Genomic DNA, 18,492 nt, shown 5'->3' on the forward strand with positions numbered 1-18,492 from the left:
GCCCAGCCCGCCCCCTTGACCCCCTGGCAACCCTCGGTCACCTCGGTGCAGGGGAGTGGCGGCGATCGCCTCGATCTTGGCAACCTCAGCCGCCTCTCTCTCTTTGGCAAGGCGCTGCAACCCCAGGCGGACAAGGCGGCAGAGACGGTGGCGGCGGATGCCCCGAAAACCCAGCTCAACGCCCAGCTCAACGGGGTGCTGGCAAGCTCGGATCCCGCCAAGTCCATCGCCATCATCGCCCACAACGGGACGCAGAACTCTTACGGCATCGGAGACTACATCGACGGTACCCAGGCCAGGATACGCCAGGTGTTTGCCGATCGGGTCATCATCGCCCGGGACGGCCGTGACGAGACCCTGATGCTGGACGGGGAAGAGTATGGCAAGCCCCTGCCCAAACCAGCCCGCCAGGAGGGGCTCTCCTCCGTGCGCAGCGAACTGCTGGGCAACCCGGGCAAGATCACCGATTACCTCAATATTTCTCCGGTCCGGGTGGACGGTCGCATGACCGGCTATCGCCTCAACCCGGGTCGCAATCCGGAACTGTTCAATCAACTCGGACTGGTCGCCAACGATCTGGCGGTCAGCATCAACGGCCTGGATCTGCGTGACAACGCCCAGGCCATGCAGGCGATGCAGCAGGTGGCGGGCGCCACGGAAATGACCGTCACCGTCGAGCGGCAAGGACAGCTCTACGACGTCTATGTCGGCTTGTCAGAATAATGAATTGGAGTAGCACCAAGAATGACAAATAAAGGGAAGGGCTGGCGTCTGGCCACCATGGCGGCAGCCTTGATGATGGCCGGTTCTGCCTGGGCCACCGAGTATTCCGCCAGTTTCAAGAACGCCGACATCGAGGAGTTCATCAACACGGTCGGCAAGAACCTGAACAAAACCATCATCATAGAGCCATCGGTACGCGGCAAGATCAACGTGCGCAGCTATGACCTGCTCAACGAGGATCAGTACTACCAGTTCTTCCTGAGCGTGCTCGACGTTTACGGCTTTGCCGTGGTGCCCATGAACAACGGCGTGCTCAAGGTGGTGCGCTCCAAGGATGCCAAGACCTCGGCCATCCCCGTGGTGGATGACACCAACCCCGGCGTGGGTGACGAGATGGTGACCCGGGTCGTGCCGGTGCGCAATGTCTCGGTCCGTGAACTGGCCCCCCTGCTGCGTCAGCTCAACGACAACGCCGGCGGCGGCAACGTGGTCCACTATGAGCCCTCCAACGTGCTGCTCATCACCGGCCGCGCCGCCGTGGTCAACCGCCTGGTGGAGGTGGTTCGCCGGGTGGACAAGGCGGGGGATCAGGACATGGACGTCATCAAGCTCAAGTTCGCCTCCGCCGGCGAGATGGTGCGGCTGGTGACCAACCTCAACAAGGATGGCAGCAATCAGGGAGCCAACGCCTCGCTGCTGCTCTCCCCCAAGGTGGTGGCCGACGAGCGCACCAACTCCGTGGTCATCAGCGGTGAGCCCAAGGCCCGTGCCCGCATCATCCAGATGGTGCGCCAGCTCGACCGGGATCTGCAGAGCCAGGGCAACACCCGGGTCTTCTACCTGAAATATGGCAAGGCCAAGGATCTGGTGGACGTCCTCAAGGGGGTCAGCTCCAGCATCGCCGCCGACAAGAAGGGCGGGGCGGCTGCCACGGCCACGGGCGGTGCCAGCATCGGCGGCGGCCAGCTCGCCATCTCCGCCGACGAGACCACCAATGCCCTGGTGATCACCGCCCAGCCGGACGTGATGGCCGAGCTGGAGCAGGTCATCGCCAAGCTCGACATTCGCCGTGCCCAGGTGCTGGTGGAGGCCATCATCGTCGAGATATCGGATGGTGACGGCATGAACCTCGGGGTGCAGTGGGCCAACACCAATGGTGGCGGCACCCAGTTCACCGACACCGGTCTGCCCATCGGCTCCCTGGCCATCGCCGCCAAGGATTACAAAGACAACGGCAACACCGACGGTCTGTCATCCCTGGCGGGCAGCTTCAGCGGCATGGCGGCAGGCTTCTATCACGGGGACTGGGCGGCGCTGGTGACGGCGCTCTCCACCAACAGCAAGAACGACATCCTCTCCACCCCGAGCATCGTCACCATGGACAACAAGGAGGCCTCTTTCAACGTCGGTCAGGAAGTGCCGGTGCAGAGCGGCTCCCAGAGCTCCACCACCAGCGATCAGGTGTTCAACACCATAGAGCGCAAGACGGTGGGGACCAAGCTGGTGGTGACGCCCCAGATCAACGAAGGAGATTCCGTACTGCTCAACATCGAGCAGGAGGTCTCCAGCGTGGCACAGAAGCAGGCGACCGGGACCGCCAACCTGGGCCCCACCTTCGATACCCGTACCGTGAAGAACGCCGTGCTGGTCAAGAGCGGCGAGACAGTGGTGCTGGGCGGCCTGATGGACGAACAGACCCAGGAGCAGATCTCCAAGGTGCCCCTGCTCGGGGACATTCCGGTACTGGGTTACCTGTTCCGTTCCTCCAAGACCTCCACCGCCAAGCGCAACCTGATGGTCTTCATCCGCCCGACCATATTGCGTGACGCCAATGTCTACTCCGGGGTCTCCAGCAACAAGTACACCCTGTTCAGGGCCGAACAGCTGAGCCGGGCTGCGGAAGAGGGCTATGCCACCTCGCCGGCTCGCCAGGTGCTGCCCGCCTATGGCCAGGACGTGATGATGTCCCCCGAGGTGCAGCAGCAGATCCAGAGAATGCAGGCCCAGCAGCAGGCGACCGCCACCGGCGTGCGCGCCCAGGTGCAGGAGCAGCCCTTCGTGCAGAGCAAGCCCTGATGGCCGCCTACCAGCTCGATGGCAGCGAGCTGCCGGCTCCCCTGCCGGAACTGCCGTTCGCGTTTGCCCGCAACTTCGGGGCCATCCTGACCGAGCGCCAGGGTGCCCCGGTGCTGCTCTGTCGTCAGGGGATCTCCCCCCAGACCCTGCTGGAGGTGCGCCGGGTGGCGGGCTGTGCCTTCGCGGTGGAGCAGCTTGGCAACGACGAGTTCGAGACGCTCCTGATGGCCCACTATCAGCGTGACTCCTCCGAGGCGCGTCAGCTGATGGAGGATCTCGGCAACGAGATGGACTTCTTTGCCCTGGCCGAAGAGCTGCCCCAGAGCGAGGATCTGCTGGATGCCGACGACGACGCCCCCATCATTCGCCTCATCAATGCCATGTTGAGCGAGGCGATAAAAGAAGAGGCGTCCGACATCCACATCGAGACCTTCGAGCGGGCCCTGGTGATCCGTTTTCGCATCGATGGGGTGCTGCGGGAGATCCTGCGCCCCCATCGCAAACTCGCCTCCCTGCTGGTGTCGCGCATCAAGGTCATGTCGCGCATGGACATCGCCGAGAAGCGGGTGCCGCAAGATGGCCGTATCTCACTGCGCATCGGCGGCCGGGCGGTGGACGTGCGGGTCTCCACCATGCCCTCCAGCTACGGCGAGCGGGTGGTATTGCGACTGCTGGACAAGAACAACGTGCGCCTCGAGCTCAAGCAGCTCGGCATGACGCTGGCCAACCGCAACATCATCAGCGAACTCATTCGCAAGCCCCACGGCATCATCCTGGTGACGGGCCCGACCGGTTCGGGCAAGTCCACCACCCTTTATGCGGCCCTCTCGGAGATCAACTCCCGGGATCGCAACATCCTGACCGTCGAAGACCCCATCGAATATGACCTCGAAGGGGTGGGCCAGACCCAGGTCAACAGCAAGGTGGACATGACCTTCGCCCGGGGCCTGCGCGCCATTCTGCGCCAGGATCCGGATGTGGTGATGGTGGGGGAAATCCGTGACCTCGAGACCGCCCAGATCGCGGTTCAGGCATCCCTCACCGGTCACCTGGTGATGTCGACCCTGCACACCAACACCGCCATCGGCGCCATCACCCGAATGCGGGACATGGGGATCGAGCCCTTCCTGCTCTCCTCGTCGCTCCTGGCGGTACTGGCCCAGCGGCTGGTGCGCACTCTCTGCCCGGATTGCCGCGCACCGCACCCTGTCACCGAGCAGGAGCGTGTTGCCATGGGCATCGAGCTTGCGCCGGATCAGCAGATCTGGCGTCCGGTGGGCTGCGAGCAGTGCAACCACACCGGCTATCGCGGCCGGACCGGCATCCACGAGCTGGTGGTGGTGGACGAGGCGGTGCGCGAGGCGATCCACAGTGCCAGCGGCGAGCTCGCCATCGAGCGGCTGATCCGGGGTCACACCCCCAGCATCCGCCGCGACGGCATCGACAAGGTGCTCAAGGGGCAGACCAGCCTCGAAGAGGTGCTGCGCGTGACCCGGGAAGACTGAAATGGCGGCATTTGAATACAAGGCTCTCGACGGCAAGGGGCGCAACAAGAGCGGCGTGCTGGAAGGGGATTCCGCCCGCCAGGTGCGCCAGCTGCTGCGCGAGCAGGGGCTGACCCCCCTCGAGGTGAATGAGACCACCGAGAAGGCCAAGCGGGAGGCGAACCGCTTCGTGCTGTTTCGCCGTGGTGCCTCCACCGCAGAACTGGCCCTCATCACCCGCCAGCTGGCGACCCTGGTGGGGGCCGGTCTCACCATCGAAGAGGCCCTCAAGGCGGTCGCCGAGCAGTGCGAGAAGGCCCACCTGCGCAGCCTGGTGGCGACGGTGCGCAGCAAGGTAGTAGAGGGGTATTCCCTGGCCGATTCGCTGGGGGCCTTCCCCCATGTGTTCGACCAGCTGTTCCGCTCCATGGTGGCGGCCGGCGAGAAGTCCGGTCACCTGGAGAAGGTGCTCAACCGTCTCGCCGATTACACCGAGCAGCGCCAGCACATGCGCACCAAGCTGCTGCAGGCGATGATCTATCCCATCGTCCTCACCCTGGTGGCGGTGGGGGTCATCTCCATACTGCTCACCGCCGTGGTGCCCAAGGTGGTGGCCCAGTTCGAACACATGGGCCAGCAACTGCCGGGCACCACCCGTTTCCTCATCGGCACCAGCGAGCTGTTGCAGCACTATGGCCTCTGGTTCCTGCTGCTCCTTGGTATTGGCGGCCTGATCTGGCGCTGGTGGCTGACCGACGACAAGCGTCGTCGTCGCTGGCACCAGGTGATACTGCGCCTGCCGGTGATCGGTCGGGTCAGCCGCGGTCTCAACACCGCCCGCTTTGCCCGCACCCTGAGCATCCTCAACGCCAGCGCCGTCCCCCTGCTGGAGGGAATGAAGATCGCCGGCGAAGTGCTCTCCAACGACTATGCCCGCATGCGCATCGGTGAGGCCACCGAGCGGGTGCGGGAGGGGACCAGCCTGCGCAAGTCGCTGGATGAAACCAGAATTTTTCCGCCCATGATGCTGCACATGATCGCCTCGGGCGAGCAGAGCGGCGAGCTCGACAGCATGCTGGAGCGGGCGGCGGACAACCAGGACAGGGAGTTCGAAACCCAGGTGAACATCGCCCTCGGGGTGTTCGAGCCCATGCTGGTGGTCTCCATGGCCGGGGTGGTGCTGTTTATCGTGATGTCGATCCTGCAGCCGATCCTGGAGCTCAACAACATGGTGAATCTGTGAGGGTCGGGTGCCCGAATAGGCTTCGCCATTCGAACCTGCAAATTCAATCGAACGATCGTGGTTTAACAGTTAATCGTTGATGGCTCATGCCATCTCATTTCGTTAGGGAGTCAGTCATGCAAAAGCGTCGTCAATCGGGTTTTACCCTGCTGGAAGTGATGGTGGTCATCGTGATCCTGGGGATCCTGGCCAGCCTGGTGGTGCCCAACCTGATGGGCAACAAGGAGAAGGCGGATCAGCAAAAAGCGGTCTCCGACATAGTGGCGCTGGAAAACGCCCTCGACATGTACAAGCTGGACAACAACCGCTACCCCACCACCGAGCAGGGGCTGGATGCCCTGGTCAACAAGCCGACCGCATCCCCTGAGCCGCGCAGCTACCGGGAAGGGGGCTACATCAAGCGCCTGCCGCAGGATCCCTGGGGCAACCAGTACCAGCTGCTGAGCCCGGGCCAGTTCGGCAAGATCGACATCTTCTCCATGGGGATGGACGGCGAAGCCGGGACCGATGACGACATCGGCAACTGGAACCTGAAGGACTTCCAATAAGTGATTCCGCCGCGTCGTGCTCACTGCGCTACCCCGGGGCTGCCTGAATGAAGGTGGCCTCTTGGGCCCGTCACCAGGCCGGTTTTACCCTGCTGGAAGTGTTGCTGGTCGCCATGTTGATGGGACTGGTGGCGACCGCCGTCACCCTCAGCATGGGGGGCGCCAGGGGGGATCGGGAGCTCGACAAGCAGGCGCGCCGCTTCATGGCGACCCTGCAGCAGGCCCAGGAGTATTCGGTCATGGATGGCAGGCTGCTGGGGCTGCGGGTCGAGGAGAACGGCTGGCAGTTTATGTCCCGGGATCCCAAGGATCGCAAGTGGCGCGCACTGACCGGTGACAAGCTGCTGGGGCCGGTGACGTTGCCGGAGGGGATGACCCTGGCGGTGGAGCTGGAAGGTTTCAACTGGCGCACTGCGTCGGACGAACGCCAGGAGCAGGGTCGGGACGAGCGTGAGCGGACACCCCAGATCCTGGTCTTTCCGGGGGGAGAGCTCTCTCCCTTCGTGTTGACCCTGAGCCAGCAGGACGAGGATCTGCACTACCTGCGCACCGTCAGGGGGGACGAGTTCGGTCGTCTCTCCCTGTTACAGGATGAAGAGGAAGAAGAGTGAGGAGCACCAGGCCCGCAGGGGGCGTTCTAGCGCGTCGCACCGTTCTGTCGGGCGGCCCCGCCCGGGTGCGCGGCATGACGCTGCTGGAGGTCATGGTGGCCCTGGCGGTGTTTGCCATCGCCGGGCTGGCGGTGATGAAGACCGCGAGCGAGCACCTGGCCGGCCTCAATTATCTGGAGCAGAAGACCCTGGCGACCTGGGTGGTGGAGAATCAGCTGGTGCAGCAGAAGCTCGAAGGCAAGTGGCCGGGAGACAGCTGGGTGGAAGGGGACGAGGAGATGGCCGGGCAGACCTGGTACTGGCGCTATCGCGGCGTCGCCACGGCGGACAGCAACTTCAGGGCGCTGGACATGGAAGTGCGCACCGCGCCCAAGGCCGAGGGCCCGGTGGCCATGATCCGGACCTATCTCAGCCGATGAACATTCATCAACGTGCGTCCATGATCCGGAGCCGGTGTCAGCCGATGATCCAGAGCAACCCCCGCCCATCGTGCCACCGCGGCTTTACCCTGCTTGAGATGCTGGTGGCCATTGCCATCTTCGCCACCCTGAGCCTGGGTGCCTATCAGGTGCTGCAAGGGGTGCTGACCAGCGACGAGGTGGCCAAGCGCAAGGAGGCCCGTCTCTCGGAACTGCAGCTCGCCTTCAGCCTGCTGGAGCGGGACGTCACCCAGATGGTGCCGCGCAGCGGTCGCATCGACGGCGAGAACAACAAGGTGCTGCTGGCGGCGTCCCGCTTCGGCCAGCAGAGCGACGACTGGGGCATGGCCTTCATTCGCGGCGGCTGGCTTAATCCGGACGGCATACTGCCGCGCTCCGGCCTGCAACGAGTGGGTTGGCGTCTCAAGGGGCAGACCCTGGAGCGGTTGAGCTACCTCTATCCGGATCCGGCCATTGGCACCGAGCCGCGCATTCAGCCCGTGCTGACCGGCGTGACGGCGCTGCGCCTCTATTTCTACGACAAGGGACAGTGGAAGGAGGAGTGGACCCAGCGCGACCTGCTGCCCTATGGGCTGGCGGTGGAGCTGGAGCTTGAAGACTACGGCACCATCCGTCGCCAGTTCCTGATCGGAGCCGGTGGTCAGAGGGCTGAGAATGGTAACTGATCGTCGTTTTCCCCTGTCCGTCACGAAGGATGACGGCACTATTCGACGTCGCCAGTTCCTGATCGGAACCGGTGGTCAGAGGGCTGAGAATGGTAACTGATCGTCGTTTTCCCCTGTCCGTCACGGAGGATGACGGCACTATTCGACGTCGCCAGTTCCTGAACGGCGCTGGTGGCCAGAGGGCGGACAATGGCAATTAAGCGCTCCCGCCCTCCTTCGGCCCCCGGCAGACAGCGGGGCATGGCCCTGCTGGTGGTGCTGCTCATCCTCGCGGTGATGGTGATCGTCGCCAGCAACATGAGCGGCCGCCTGCAACTGGAGCTGCGCCGCACCGCCAACCTCACCCTGGGCAAGCAGGCCTGGTGGTATGCCATGTCGGCGGAGGCCCTGGTGATCAAGGTGCTGAACCAGGACTTCAAGGATGACCCGGATCGGGTGAGTCTGGGACAGAACTGGGCGCGGGAGGACGGGGTCTTCCCGGTGGAGGATGGCACTCTCTCGGGCCGGGTGCGGGATCTGCAATCCTGCTTCAACCTCAACAGCCTGAGCGTGCCCCTCAAGGAGGGGGAGAACGGCGACGATCTCGACGCCCAGCCTTACCAGTTCAAGGTGTTCCGGGCCCTGCTCGCCCAGCTCGAGGTGGATGATTACGAAGCGGTGCAGCTGACGGACGCCATCCGCGACTGGACCGACAAGGATACCCAGCTGGTCTCGAGCAACGGGGCCGAGGATGCCTACTACGAGGGACTCAATCCCCCCTACCTGGTGGCTAACCAGCGGATGCTGGGCACCGACGAATTGCGGGCAGTGCGCGGGGTGAGCGCCAGCCTGTACGCCCGGTTGGCCCCCTATGTGTGCTCCCTGCCCAATGACAAGCTGGTGGTGAACATCAACACCATCCGGCCGGAGCAGGCGGCCCTGCTGGTGGGGCTCTACCAGGGGAAGATCGGGCTGGACGATGCCAAGCGGGTGCTGACCAGCCGCCCCAAGAAGGGGTGGAAGAACAAGCAGGAGATGACGGAGCAGTTGCAGGTTCAGCCGGGTGCCATCACCGGGCTGGATGGCGCCCTGGACATCAAGAGCAGCTTCTTCGAGGCCCGCCTGCTGGCGGAGGTGGGGGAGACCCGCGCCAGGCTTGAGACCGTCTTCCAGCGTGGCAAGGACAACAAGCTGGTGATGCTGCGTCGCCTGAGCGGCGGCGCCGAATAACAAGGGGGCGTGGGGCGGTTTCGCTACCCTGCGCATCCCCCGATTGGACTGCAACCCATGGCTGTGCGCCCGCCCCCCTGAGGGAGGATCGGGCATGGCAGGAGAGACATTAGTGAGCGAGAGTCTGGTCATCCGTCTGGGGACCAATGCGCAGCAGCCAGTGCACTGGCTGGTCTGGTCGGCGCAGGAGCAGGAGATCATCGCCTCCGGCATCCTGGCCTCGGCGCACGCCCTCGGCGAGCTGCAGGAGCGTGCCGGTGGTCGCCCCGTGGTGACCCTGGTGCCCGGCAGCGATCTTATCTTCCGGCGGGTCAATCTGCCGGGCAAATACAGCCGCCAGAGTGCGGCGGCCCTGCCTTATCTGCTGGAGGAGCAGATCGCCTCAGACGTGGACGATCTTCACCTGGTGGTGCTCGGCCATCAGGGCCGCGAGGTGGATCTGATGGCGGTGGACAAGGGGAAGATGCACTCCTGGCTCGGTTGGCTGGAGCAGGCAGGGCTCAAGACCCTGCACCTGCTGCCCGACGTGCTGGCGCTGCCGCTCGCCGCCGATGGCTGGTCAGCCCTGCAACTGGGGGAGGAGTGGCTGGTCCGCCAGGGCCCCCGTCAGGGCATAGTGGCGGAGGAATCCCTGCTGGCCATGCTGCTGGCAGCGCAGACCGAACCCGTCACCCTTCACTGCCATACTCCCATCCCCGCCATGGCGGCGGGCAACTGGCAGGGGGCTGACCCGGAACTGCCCATGCTGTTGCTGGCGAAAGGGGCGCTGACCTGCCAGGCCAACCTGTTGCAGGGGCCCTATCGTCCCCAGACCGAATACGCCCGCTACTGGTTGCAGTGGCGCAAGGTGGCGGTGCTGGCAGGCGTATTGTTGCTGGTGGCCCTGGTGCAGCGCGGTGTGCATCTGCACCAGCTGGCGGAACAGGACAAGGCCCTCAAGGCTGAGATCCGGCAGGTCTACACCCGGATCTTCCCGGGGGAGACGCGGATCGTCAACGTGCGCAGCCAGATGACCCAGCACCTCCAGCAGTTGGGGCAGGCTCCCCAGGATGGCGTCCTGTTGCTCCTGACCGAGCTGGCCCCGGTGTTTGCCGAGGTGCCCGGCCTCAAGCCCGAGGTGCTGCGCTTCGATGCAGCCCGGGGCGAGCTGAGGTTGCAGGTGACGGCCCCCGGCTTCACCGAGATCGAACGTTTCCGCGAGCTGGCGGGCAAGCGCTTCGAGGTGCAGCAGGGTGAGGTGCGAAGCACCGAAGGCAAGGTCGAAGGGGCGCTGGTGCTCAAGGGGAGGTCGTCATGATGGACAAACTGCAGAGCTGGTGGCGCGGCATCAGTGCCCGCGAGCAGCGGCTGGTGGCGGTGGGGGGCAGCGTGCTGCTCATCGGGCTCTTCTACTGGGCGATCTGGCAGCCGGTGGCAAATCGCATTGCCGAGCGCGAGCGGCAGGTGGTGAACCAGCAGCAGACCCTGGCCTGGCTCAAGGAGAAGGGACAGGAGGTGCTGGCGATGCAGGGGGGACAGGGGCGCCAGATCGATACCGGCGGTACCCTGGACGGCGTGGTGAACCGCACCGCCTTCAACCAGAAGATCAAGATTGCCCGCTTGCAGCCCCAGGGTCAGGAGCTGCAGGTATGGATAGACACGGTGCCGTTCGATGATCTGCTGATCTGGCTTGCGACCCTCTCGGATCAATACGGCGTCCAGGTGCAGATCATCGAGCTGGCCCGCGAGGGGCTGGCCCCCGGGCTGGTCAAGGTCAGACGTTTGCAGTTGAGTCGTTCCCAATGAAGCGAAAAATAGTGATCGCCAGTCTCTTCCTGCTGGCCTATCTCGGTTTCCTGCTGGCCCAGTTGCCTGCATCCCTGGTGGTGCGCCATCTGCCGCTGCCCCCCAATCTGGTGCGGCTGGAGGGGGTGAGTGGCACCCTCTGGAGCGGTCAGGCCGCCCGGGTGCAATATGCCAGCGAGTCCCTCACCCAGTTGCGCTGGGATCTCGATGGCTGGTCCCTGCTGCGGCTGGCGCCCGAGGTGTCGGTGCGCTTTGGCGAGCGCAGCGGACTCAACGGGCAGGGGATCCTGGGTTGGAACGGTGCCGCTTTCGGGCGCGACATCACCCTGAATGCGCCTGCCCCCTGGGTGCTGGAGCGGGTGCCGATGAGACCCCCCTTCCCGTTGACGGCGACGGGTCAGTTGCAGCTCAAGATCGATCAGTTTGCCCAGGGCACTCCCTGGTGCGACAACCTTTACGGGGATCTTCACTGGTATGACGCACAGGCGGACACCCCGGCGGGCAAGCTGGCCCTGGGGGATCCCGAGATCACGCTCACCTGTCTCGACTCCCGGCTGGTGGCCGAGATCAAGCAGGGCTCGGAGGCGGTGCAGGTGCTGGGCAAGCTGGAGTTGCAAGCCAATCGCCAGTACCTGTTCCAGGGCACCCTGAAACCGGGTCCCGAGCTGCCGGACCAGATGAAACAGGGGCTCCCCTTCCTCGGCCAGCCCGATGGGCAGGGGCGCTTCCCGCTGCGTTATCAGGGCCGCATCTGACGGCGTTGCCCATGGTTTGAACCACCCCGCCCCGGCGGGGTGGTGTCGTTATGGGGGCGCGCCGGCTGGCGCCGTGATGAGGTGATTGAGGAAGAAGCTGAACAGCTCGGCCCGGGAGTGCAGGTTCAACTTGGCGTAGAGGTGCTTGCGGTGATTCTTCACCGTGCCGCTGCCGATGCCGAGCGCACCGGCAATGGCCTCGGTATCCAGCCCTTGCAACAGCAAACCCGCCACCTGGCGCTCCCGCCGGGTTAGCTGATCTCCCCCCACACTGGCGATAGCCTGCTCCACCGCCCCCTTGAGGTCAGTGCCATCTGACCTGGCCGGGCTGCGGGCCAGGCGGGGTGTCTCTTCCCGCCAGTGCTGGCGACACAGCGAATGCACCAGCGGGAACAGTGCCTCCAGCCTGGCCAGCTCGTCACGGCTGAGGGAGCTGCGCTTGTCGAGGCGGCCCAGAAACAGCATCAGGGTGAGGCCGCCGCGCACCGGCAGGATCAGCCCCACCTCCTCCTGCCAGCCGGTGGCCTGATAGAAGTGGTGGCGATACTCGGGGTCGAGCCGCCCGCGCGACACCTGTGCCAGGGTCCAGACCCCGGCCCCCAGGCCCTGTTCCAGCGCCTGCATGAAGGGATCCTGACTGAAGTGGCGGGTGAGGTAGCGGTCGAACAATAGGGCCCGCTGGTGATGCAGGTTGTCGTAGAGGTAGACGGGGCGCTGCCCTACCCCGAGCAGCAGGGCGCAGTCGAACGCCACCTGCTGCTGGATCAGGCGCACCAGGGCTGCCGGGAAGCCGCTGCCGTGCAGGGCATCGACGGCGGCGGTCAGGCTCAGGGTATCCGTGGCAGGAGACGGGGGCATGGCGATGGGCTCCGGGTCAGGGAATGGCTTCCCCACGATGGCAGGATGCTAGCACGGGAGTGGCAAAACTGTCCCCTGGGGGACATATCTGCCAGCACTGCAAACGGCGAGGATGGCCCTCTTTCTCTTGCTGTTGGAGCCCTCCATGACAAATCCTCACCTGCTCGATGAGCTGACCCAGCGCGGCCTGGTGGCCCAGAATTCCGACCCGGTGGCGCTGGCCGACCATCTTGCCACCCCTCGCACCGTCTACTGCGGCTTCGATCCCACCGCTGGCAGCCTGCACATCGGCCACCTGGTGCCACTGCTGATGCTGCGCCGCTTCCAGCTGGCGGGCCACACCCCGGTGGCGCTGGTGGGCGGGGCCACCGGCCTTATCGGCGATCCCAGCTTCAAGGCAAGCGAGCGCCCCCTCAACAGCGCCGAGACGGTGCAGGGCTGGGTCGCCAGCCTGTCGGCCCAGATAAGCGCCCTGCTGCCAGCGAGCGACGGGCTGGCGGCGCCGCTGCTGGTCAACAACGCCGACTGGATGGGGCAGATGTCCGCCCTCGATTTTCTGCGGGACATCGGCAAGCACTTCTCGGTCAACGCCATGCTGGCCCGCGAATCGGTGCGCCAGCGCCTGGCCCGTCCGGATCAGGGCATCTCGTTCACCGAGTTCTCCTACGCCCTGCTGCAATCCCAGGACTTCGCCGTGCTCAACCAACGCCTCGGCTGCACCCTGCAGATCGGCGGCAACGACCAGTGGGGCAACATCACCAGCGGCATGGACCTCACTAGGCGGCTGCATCAGGCCCAGGTCTATGGCATGACCCTGCCGCTCATCACCAAGGCCGATGGCACCAAGTTCGGCAAGACCGAGGGGGGCGCTATCTGGCTCGACCCGGCGCTCACCTCCCCTTACGCCTTCTACCAGTTCTGGCTCGGTACCGCAGACGAGGATGTCTACCGCTTCCTGCGCTACTACAGCTTTATGCCGCTGGCCGAGATTGATACGCTGGAGGCGGAGGATGCGAAGCGGCAGGGGCGCAAGCTGGCCCAACAGGTGCTGGCGGACGAGCTGACCGAACTGGTACACGGCAAGGGGGCGCTGGCGGCGGCGCAGCGCATCAGCGAATCGTTGTTCAGTGGCGAGGTAGCGCGCCTTGGGGAGAGCGATCTGGCCCAGCTGGCGCAAGATGGCATGCCAAGCAGCTGCATCGAGGGGGAAACGGATCTGGTGACCCTGCTGGTGGAGTGCGGCCTGGCCAACTCGAAGCGGATCGCCCGCGAGCTGCTGGCGGCGGGAGCCGTCAGCGTCAACGGTGCGATCCGCCGGGATGAGCCGCTCACCGCCGACGATCGGCTGTTCGGCCGCTACCTGCTGCTGCGCCGGGGCAAGAAGCAGTACCACCTGGTGATCTACTCATGAAGGGGTGAGCGCCTCGATGACGTAGTCGAGGAAGTGGCCGACCAGGGCCGACTCGGCCCGGCGCTGGGTATAGAGGGCGTAGAAATGGGCCCCCTTGGGGCGATAGTCCGGCAGCACTTCGCGCACCACCCCCTCGGCCAGCTCGGCCGCCACCAGGTAGCGCGGCAGGCGGGCTATCCCCAGTCCCTGGCGCATCCCCTGGTGAATCGCCTTCTTGCTGCTGAAGGCCAGTTCGCCCGCTACCTCGAGAGGGATCTCGCGCCCCTGGGCAAGCAGGGGCCAGCACTCGTGGCGGCCGTACTCCTGGCTGCGGGTGATGAGACTGTGCTGGTGCAGATCCTGCGGTGTGGTGAGGGGCGGGTGGCGGTCCAGGTAGTTGGCGCTGGCGCAGAGCACCAGATCGTCCACCGCGATGGGGCGCGCCAGGTAGGGCTGGGTGCCGAGCTCGGTGCTGCGAAACGCCACGTGCAGGTTGTCGCGCAGCAGGTCGGCCGGGGTATTGCTGAAGTCGGCGATGATCCGCACCTCCGGGTGGTCGGCGCGAAAGCGCAGCAGCACCGGAGTCAGCACCACTTCTCCCCAGAGATCCGGCGCCGTGATGCGCAGCTCCCCGCACAGTGCCGAGCGGCGGCGCTGCAGGCCGTCCAGCAACTGCTCGTGCAGGGCGATCATCTGGTCGGCCTGGCGGTAGGCGAGCTCTCCTGCGTCGGTCAGTTGCACCCGGCGGGTGGTGCGACTCAGGAGCACGCTGCCGAGGCTCTGCTCCAGGTGGCGCAGATCTTTTGACGCCTTGCTCGGGGTGATGCCCAGGCGGGCCGCCGCCGCGGCGAAGGATCCACAGCGGACGATGGCGACCAGCAGGCGCATCAGGTAGAGGGTGTCGAGCTTGTGGTGACTCATGAGGGGTGGCCTATTGTGTCTTGCTGGGAATGAATGTCTTGCTTGTGCGCCTGATTATATCCTGGTGGCCCGGGTTTATAGTGGCCGCCATGCCATTGCGATCCCGGGAGAGGACGATGAACAAGACACTGGGCGACAGCTTCCACTTCGAGCGAGCTGGATTGCGGCTCAAGAACCGGGCCGTGCTGGCCCCTTTGACCCACAACATGAGCGGCGCAGGTGGTGATCCCGGCCAGGCCGAGCTCGACTGGCTGGCGCGCTGTGCCCGTGGCGGCTTCGGCCTGCTCATCGCCGCCGCCACCCAGGTGCAGCCCGGCGGACGCTGCTGGGCGGGGCAGCCTGCCCTGATGACGGACGCTCAGCAGCAGGCCTTCACGGCCCTGGCCGACAGTGCGCGGCAGGCCGGGGCGCTGGCGGTGGTGCAACTGCATCACGGCGGGATGCGGGCTCTGCCCGAGCTGAACGACGGGGTGCCGGTCGGCCCGTGCGCGCTGGCGCCGGGCGGGCGTTACCCCCTCGGGGTCAAGGGGCTGAGCGAGGAGGAGATTCTGACGCTCATTGACGCCTTTGTGAGCGCTGCCGAACGGGCCCATGGCGCCGGCCTGCACGGGGTCGAGCTGCACGCAGCCCACCACTTCCTGCTCTGCAACTTCCTCAACCCCCTGCACAACCTGCGCACCGACCGCTGGGGGGGCAGCCTCGCGAACCGGGCGCGGATCCTGGTGGAGATAGTGCGCGGCATTCGCGCCCGTCTACCCCGGGGCTTCCTGGTCGGGGTGCGTCTCTCCCCCGAGAGCTATGCCCATATCCAGGGCATCGAACTGGCCCATCAGCTGGCGGTGGCGCGCCTGCTGGCGGACGAGGGGATCGACTACCTGCACTTCTCCATGGGGGACAGCTTCAAGGCAGTGGCGGGGGATCCCGACGGCGGCGCCCTGCTGGAGGCGGTAAGGGTCGGGTTGGCCGGGCGGGTGCCGCTCATGGTGGCGGGCAAGATTAGCGACGCAGATTCGGCGGAGCGGGCTCTGGCCGGCGGCGCCGATCTGGTGGCGGTGGGCACGGCGGCCCTTGGCAATCCGGACTGGATGGAACGGGTGAGCCGCGGCCTGCCTCTGCATGCAGCCCCTTTCACGGCGGCGCACCTCACGGAGGTCGGCTTCACCCCAAGCGCCCTCGACTACCTGGCCAGCATGGGGGTGCTGGCCCCGCGCGATGCGGCCTGAGGGCTTTCATGAACGGTATGCGCTCGGCAGGCTGTTGAGCTGATGTGACAAGGCCCTCGTGAAGAGGGCCTTGTGCGTGTCAGGCGCCGAGAGGGAGCAGGTCGGCGTAGTCGTCGAGCGCCGGGAAGTGCTGGAAGGTGAGCGGCGGCATCTGGCTGTCGGGGTGACGGATGCCGAGCTGGTGGGCAATGCCGAACTCGGCCGAGGCGGCCAGGATCCGCTCGCTGTCATCCACGAAGAGGGTGCGGGCCGGGTCGAACGCCAGCCGCTCGGCCAGTGCCTGCCAGCAGTGCTGGCTCTCCTTCGACCACCCGAGCTCATGGGTGCTCACCATCAGGTCGAGGTGCTGGGCGAGGCCGAGGCGTGCATCCTTCACCGACAGGCTGGCGGGATGGGCATTGGTGAAGAGCACCACCTGCTTGCCGGCGGCCTTGAGTGCGGCCAGGAAGGGAATGACGTTGGGGCGCCACTGGATCTTCTCCAGGATCTCCTGTTTGAGGGCGCGGATTTCGAGCCCGAGCGTCCGGGTCCAGTAATCCACGCAGTACCAGTCGAGGGTGCCGTTGACCGCATGATAGTGGGTGTCTATCTGCGCCTTCGCCTCGGCCAGCGGCAGGCCGAGTCGCTCGGCGTAGCGCGCCGGCACCAGTGTTTGCCAAAGATGGCTGTCAAAATGGAGATCGATCAGGGTGCCATCCATGTCGAGCAACACGGTATCAATCTGGTGCCAGGGCAGGGGAGTCGACATGGGGCCTCGTGATGTCTGTGGTGATGGGAAAAACGGGGCGCATTATAACGGATTTTTCAGACATCTTTCCCCTCTTTGCCCCGTGGTGTTCGGCAGGGGAGTCGTTTACTCTTGAAACACGATTTTTTAACGAGCAGTCAGCCCCCGATGAGCGATCCCCACAAGCGCAATCCCGTCCACCTCAGTGTCGAGACCATGGCCCATGACAAGAGCAAGCCGGAGATCCTCAAGGCCGAGATCGTGGCCGAGAGCCGGCTGTTCAAGGTGGAGTCCCTTCACCTGAAATTCTCCAACGGCGAGGAGCGGGTCTACGAGCGGATGCGCGGCGGCAACCGGGGTGCCGTCATGGTGGTGCCCCTGTTCGATGCCCACACCCTGCTGCTGGTGCGCGAGTACGCGGCGGGCACCCACTCCTACGAGCTGGGTTTCCCCAAGGGATTGATAGACCCCGGTGAAAATGCCTTCGAGGCGGGCAACCGGGAGCTGATGGAGGAGGCGGGCTTCGGGGCGAGCAGACTGACCCTGCTCAAGCAGGTGTCGCTGGCGCCGGGGTATTTCTCCAGCCGGATGGACATCTTGCTGGCGCGGGATCTCTACCCCGAGCAGCGGGTCGGTGACGAGCCCGAGCCTCTCGAGGTGATCCCCTGGCCCCTCAACCGGATCGACGAGTTGCTGGCACGACCGGACTTCACCGAGTCGCGCAGCATCAGTGCCCTGCTGCTGGCCAGCAAATGGCTGGCGGAGCAGGGAAATTAGCCCGCAGAGGGTCTGTTTGGTAATCAGAGGCAGAGGTAAGCACCATGCAGGAGTTGTTGGCCTGGATACCCGAGGTCAAGGAGATCGCCCGTGAGGCGGGCAGGATCCTTCACGAGATCTATCGCGGCGGTCAGTTCGAACGCCAGTTGAAGGAGGATGCGACCCCGGTCACCAGTGCCGATCTTGCTGCCGATGCCTACCTCAAACAGGCGCTGGCAGCGCTCACTCCCCATGTCCCCGTGCTGACCGAAGAGGCGGCCGACATCCCCTTCAGCCAGCGTGCGAACTGGCGCCAGTACTGGCTGGTGGACCCGCTGGACGGCACTGGCGAGTTCATCGCAGGCAGCGGCGATTTCGCCACCCTGATCGCCCTGGTGCGGGACAATGTCCCGGTGCTCGGGGTCATCTATGCCCCCGAATCCGATCTGCTCTACTGGGCGGTGCGTGGTCACGGCGCCTTCAAGGAGGCGAACGGCGAGAGCCGTCCCATCAGCGCCATCCATCATGAACACGATCAGCCTGACTCCCTGGTGGTGGCCATCAGCCGCCGCCAGAAACTGGAGAACCTGACCCGTCGCCTCAACCCGGCCATCCACTACGAGCTGATCCCGCTCGGCTCCAGCTCCCTCAAGTCCTGTCTGGTAGCGGAAGGCGTGGCGGATTGCTACGTGCGCCTGGGCCCCACCGGGGAGTGGGATACCGCTGCCGCCCAGTGCATCGTGGAGGCGGCAGGGGGCCGCATCCTCAGCCTGGCGCTGCAACCGCTGAGCTACAACGAGACCGAGTCGCTGGAGAACCCGGACTTCATCGTGATGGGGGACCCGGATCTCGCCTGGGGACGCATTCTGGCCCACTGACGGGTCGACCAGCTCGCAGGGAATGCAATCAGGCGACCACAGGGTCGCCTGATTGCATTGGTGTGATCCACTGGCTGGTTACGGGGATTTCAGGGAGATTCGCTAGTGATGGCGATAACGGCAGTGGATCATCACATCCAATCTGGCTGCACTGGCATAAATTTCAGTAAATTCTGAAAACATGCATTTCATCGAAACAA

Annotated in this window: 19 protein-coding genes and 2 pseudogenes; 18 read left to right on the forward strand and 3 right to left on the reverse strand. The window is 65.2% G+C overall.

Annotation, left to right across the window (positions count from 1 at the left end):
* The 14 genes and pseudogenes from exeC to exeN form a co-directional block, all read left to right on the forward strand.
* Positions 1-723: GspC family type II secretion system variant ExeC (gene exeC / locus BN1120_RS03520; RefSeq protein WP_042014782.1), on the forward strand; the 723-nt coding region annotated here is incomplete at its 5' end.
* A gap of 21 nt (positions 724-744) precedes the next feature.
* Complete coding sequence (gene exeD / locus BN1120_RS03525) at positions 745-2,799, forward strand: GspD family T2SS secretin variant ExeD (RefSeq protein WP_010675726.1); 2,055 nt, start codon at positions 745-747, stop codon at positions 2,797-2,799.
* Positions 2,799-4,304: a GspE family T2SS ATPase variant ExeE gene (gene exeE, locus BN1120_RS03530; protein ID WP_042014784.1), complete on the forward strand. Its 1,506-nt coding sequence runs from the start codon at positions 2,799-2,801 to the stop codon at positions 4,302-4,304. The genes exeD and exeE overlap by 1 nt, the downstream gene beginning before the upstream one ends.
* A gap of 1 nt (position 4,305) precedes the next feature.
* Entirely contained in the window at positions 4,306-5,526 is a 1,221-nt protein-coding gene (gene exeF / locus BN1120_RS03535) for a GspF family T2SS innner membrane protein variant ExeF (RefSeq protein WP_039040588.1), read from the forward strand.
* Positions 5,527-5,642: 116 nt separating this feature from the next.
* Positions 5,643-6,074 carry a GspG family T2SS major pseudopilin variant ExeG gene (exeG, locus tag BN1120_RS03540; protein WP_010675723.1) on the forward strand — a complete coding sequence of 144 codons (432 nt, stop codon included), beginning with the start codon at positions 5,643-5,645 and terminating at the stop codon, positions 6,072-6,074.
* 47 nt (positions 6,075-6,121) lie between these two features.
* A complete protein-coding gene (gene exeH, locus BN1120_RS03545; protein WP_039040587.1) occupies positions 6,122-6,685 on the forward strand; it encodes a GspH family T2SS minor pseudopilin variant ExeH in 564 nt (187 codons plus the stop codon).
* A 65-nt stretch (positions 6,686-6,750) separates the two neighbouring features.
* Positions 6,751-7,104: a GspI family T2SS minor pseudopilin variant ExeI gene (gene exeI / locus BN1120_RS03550; RefSeq protein WP_268877503.1), complete on the forward strand. Its 354-nt coding sequence runs from the start codon at positions 6,751-6,753 to the stop codon at positions 7,102-7,104.
* 44 nt (positions 7,105-7,148) lie between these two features.
* Positions 7,149-7,790: a GspJ family T2SS minor pseudopilin variant ExeJ gene (gene exeJ / locus BN1120_RS03555; protein WP_039040585.1), complete on the forward strand. Its 642-nt coding sequence runs from the start codon at positions 7,149-7,151 to the stop codon at positions 7,788-7,790.
* A gap of 25 nt (positions 7,791-7,815) precedes the next feature.
* Positions 7,816-7,890: pseudogene (locus tag BN1120_RS22000) on the forward strand (type II secretion system protein GspJ); the annotation flags it as partial.
* A gap of 25 nt (positions 7,891-7,915) precedes the next feature.
* Positions 7,916-7,990, forward strand: a pseudogene (locus tag BN1120_RS21190) (type II secretion system protein GspJ); the annotation flags it as partial.
* Positions 7,980-8,999: a GspK family T2SS minor pseudopilin variant ExeK gene (exeK, locus tag BN1120_RS03560; protein ID WP_039040584.1), complete on the forward strand. Its 1,020-nt coding sequence runs from the start codon at positions 7,980-7,982 to the stop codon at positions 8,997-8,999. The pseudogene BN1120_RS21190 and the gene exeK, both read left to right, overlap by 11 nt.
* A 112-nt stretch (positions 9,000-9,111) precedes the next feature.
* Positions 9,112-10,296: a GspL family type II secretion system protein ExeL gene (gene exeL, locus BN1120_RS03565; protein WP_080767872.1), complete on the forward strand. Its 1,185-nt coding sequence runs from the start codon at positions 9,112-9,114 to the stop codon at positions 10,294-10,296.
* The gene (exeM, locus tag BN1120_RS03570; protein ID WP_010675717.1) at positions 10,293-10,784 is read left to right on the forward strand and encodes a GspM family type II secretion system protein ExeM; all 492 of its coding nucleotides are present in this window, start codon (positions 10,293-10,295) and stop codon (positions 10,782-10,784) included. The genes exeL and exeM overlap by 4 nt, the downstream gene beginning before the upstream one ends.
* Positions 10,781-11,539: a GspN family type II secretion system protein ExeN gene (gene exeN, locus BN1120_RS03575; RefSeq protein ID WP_039040581.1), complete on the forward strand. Its 759-nt coding sequence runs from the start codon at positions 10,781-10,783 to the stop codon at positions 11,537-11,539. Before exeM ends, exeN begins: the two co-directional genes overlap by 4 nt.
* A gap of 48 nt (positions 11,540-11,587) precedes the next feature.
* On the opposite strand, the gene BN1120_RS03580 is transcribed toward exeN, so the two are convergent.
* Positions 11,588-12,397, reverse strand: coding sequence for a helix-turn-helix transcriptional regulator (locus tag BN1120_RS03580; protein WP_042014787.1), 810 nt, complete (start codon positions 12,395-12,397; stop codon positions 11,588-11,590).
* Between the two features lie 145 nt (positions 12,398-12,542).
* On the opposite strand from BN1120_RS03580, the gene tyrS reads away from it, so the two are divergent.
* The gene (gene tyrS, locus BN1120_RS03585; protein WP_042014815.1) at positions 12,543-13,808 is read left to right on the forward strand and encodes a tyrosine--tRNA ligase; all 1,266 of its coding nucleotides are present in this window, start codon (positions 12,543-12,545) and stop codon (positions 13,806-13,808) included.
* Here tyrS and BN1120_RS03590 read toward each other — a convergent pair.
* Positions 13,803-14,708, reverse strand: a complete 906-nt coding sequence (locus BN1120_RS03590) for a LysR family transcriptional regulator (RefSeq protein WP_042014789.1) — start codon at positions 14,706-14,708, stop codon at positions 13,803-13,805. The genes tyrS and BN1120_RS03590 overlap by 6 nt on opposite strands.
* Before the next feature lie 116 nt (positions 14,709-14,824).
* Here BN1120_RS03590 and BN1120_RS03595 point away from each other — a divergent pair, with 116 nt between their 5' ends.
* Positions 14,825-15,931 (forward strand): NADH:flavin oxidoreductase, encoded by a 1,107-nt coding sequence (locus BN1120_RS03595; RefSeq protein WP_042014790.1) that lies wholly within the window; start codon positions 14,825-14,827, stop codon positions 15,929-15,931.
* 79 nt (positions 15,932-16,010) lie between these two features.
* Here BN1120_RS03595 and yrfG read toward each other — a convergent pair whose 3' ends face one another.
* Positions 16,011-16,679, reverse strand: coding sequence for a GMP/IMP nucleotidase (gene yrfG / locus BN1120_RS03600; RefSeq protein WP_042014792.1), 669 nt, complete (start codon positions 16,677-16,679; stop codon positions 16,011-16,013).
* A gap of 147 nt (positions 16,680-16,826) precedes the next feature.
* Between yrfG and nudE the strand changes: the two genes are divergently transcribed.
* Both nudE and cysQ read left to right on the forward strand, forming a co-directional pair.
* On the forward strand, positions 16,827-17,435 hold the full coding sequence (gene nudE / locus BN1120_RS03605) for an ADP compounds hydrolase NudE (RefSeq protein ID WP_042014793.1): 609 nt from the start codon (positions 16,827-16,829) through the stop codon (positions 17,433-17,435).
* 44 nt (positions 17,436-17,479) lie between these two features.
* The gene (gene cysQ, locus BN1120_RS03610) at positions 17,480-18,292 is read left to right on the forward strand and encodes a 3'(2'),5'-bisphosphate nucleotidase CysQ (RefSeq protein WP_010675709.1); all 813 of its coding nucleotides are present in this window, start codon (positions 17,480-17,482) and stop codon (positions 18,290-18,292) included.
* Positions 18,293-18,492 lie beyond the last annotated feature (200 nt).

Source organism: Aeromonas caviae (genome assembly GCF_000819785.1).
GTDB lineage: Bacteria > Pseudomonadota > Gammaproteobacteria > Enterobacterales > Aeromonadaceae > Aeromonas > Aeromonas caviae.

What these genes read in the sequence shown, in the direction of transcription:
- exeD (WP_010675726.1), top strand. Translation starts at nt 745, where the DNA reads ATGACAAATAAAGGGAAGGGCTGGCGTCTGGCCACCATGGCGGCAGCC.
- exeE (WP_042014784.1), top strand. Translation starts at nt 2,799, where the DNA reads ATGGCCGCCTACCAGCTCGATGGCAGCGAGCTGCCGGCTCCCCTGCCG.
- exeF (WP_039040588.1), top strand. Translation starts at nt 4,306, where the DNA reads ATGGCGGCATTTGAATACAAGGCTCTCGACGGCAAGGGGCGCAACAAG.
- exeG (WP_010675723.1), top strand. Translation starts at nt 5,643, where the DNA reads ATGCAAAAGCGTCGTCAATCGGGTTTTACCCTGCTGGAAGTGATGGTG.
- exeH (WP_039040587.1), top strand. Translation starts at nt 6,122, where the DNA reads ATGAAGGTGGCCTCTTGGGCCCGTCACCAGGCCGGTTTTACCCTGCTG.
- exeJ (WP_039040585.1), top strand. Translation starts at nt 7,149, where the DNA reads ATGATCCAGAGCAACCCCCGCCCATCGTGCCACCGCGGCTTTACCCTG.
- exeK (WP_039040584.1), top strand. Translation starts at nt 7,980, where the DNA reads ATGGCAATTAAGCGCTCCCGCCCTCCTTCGGCCCCCGGCAGACAGCGG.
- exeM (WP_010675717.1), top strand. Translation starts at nt 10,293, where the DNA reads ATGATGGACAAACTGCAGAGCTGGTGGCGCGGCATCAGTGCCCGCGAG.
- exeN (WP_039040581.1), top strand. Translation starts at nt 10,781, where the DNA reads ATGAAGCGAAAAATAGTGATCGCCAGTCTCTTCCTGCTGGCCTATCTC.
- BN1120_RS03580 (WP_042014787.1), bottom strand. Translation starts at nt 12,397, where the DNA reads ATGCCCCCGTCTCCTGCCACGGATACCCTGAGCCTGACCGCCGCCGTC.
- tyrS (WP_042014815.1), top strand. Translation starts at nt 12,543, where the DNA reads ATGACAAATCCTCACCTGCTCGATGAGCTGACCCAGCGCGGCCTGGTG.
- BN1120_RS03590 (WP_042014789.1), bottom strand. Translation starts at nt 14,708, where the DNA reads ATGAGTCACCACAAGCTCGACACCCTCTACCTGATGCGCCTGCTGGTC.
- BN1120_RS03595 (WP_042014790.1), top strand. Translation starts at nt 14,825, where the DNA reads ATGAACAAGACACTGGGCGACAGCTTCCACTTCGAGCGAGCTGGATTG.
- yrfG (WP_042014792.1), bottom strand. Translation starts at nt 16,679, where the DNA reads ATGTCGACTCCCCTGCCCTGGCACCAGATTGATACCGTGTTGCTCGAC.
- nudE (WP_042014793.1), top strand. Translation starts at nt 16,827, where the DNA reads ATGAGCGATCCCCACAAGCGCAATCCCGTCCACCTCAGTGTCGAGACC.
- cysQ (WP_010675709.1), top strand. Translation starts at nt 17,480, where the DNA reads ATGCAGGAGTTGTTGGCCTGGATACCCGAGGTCAAGGAGATCGCCCGT.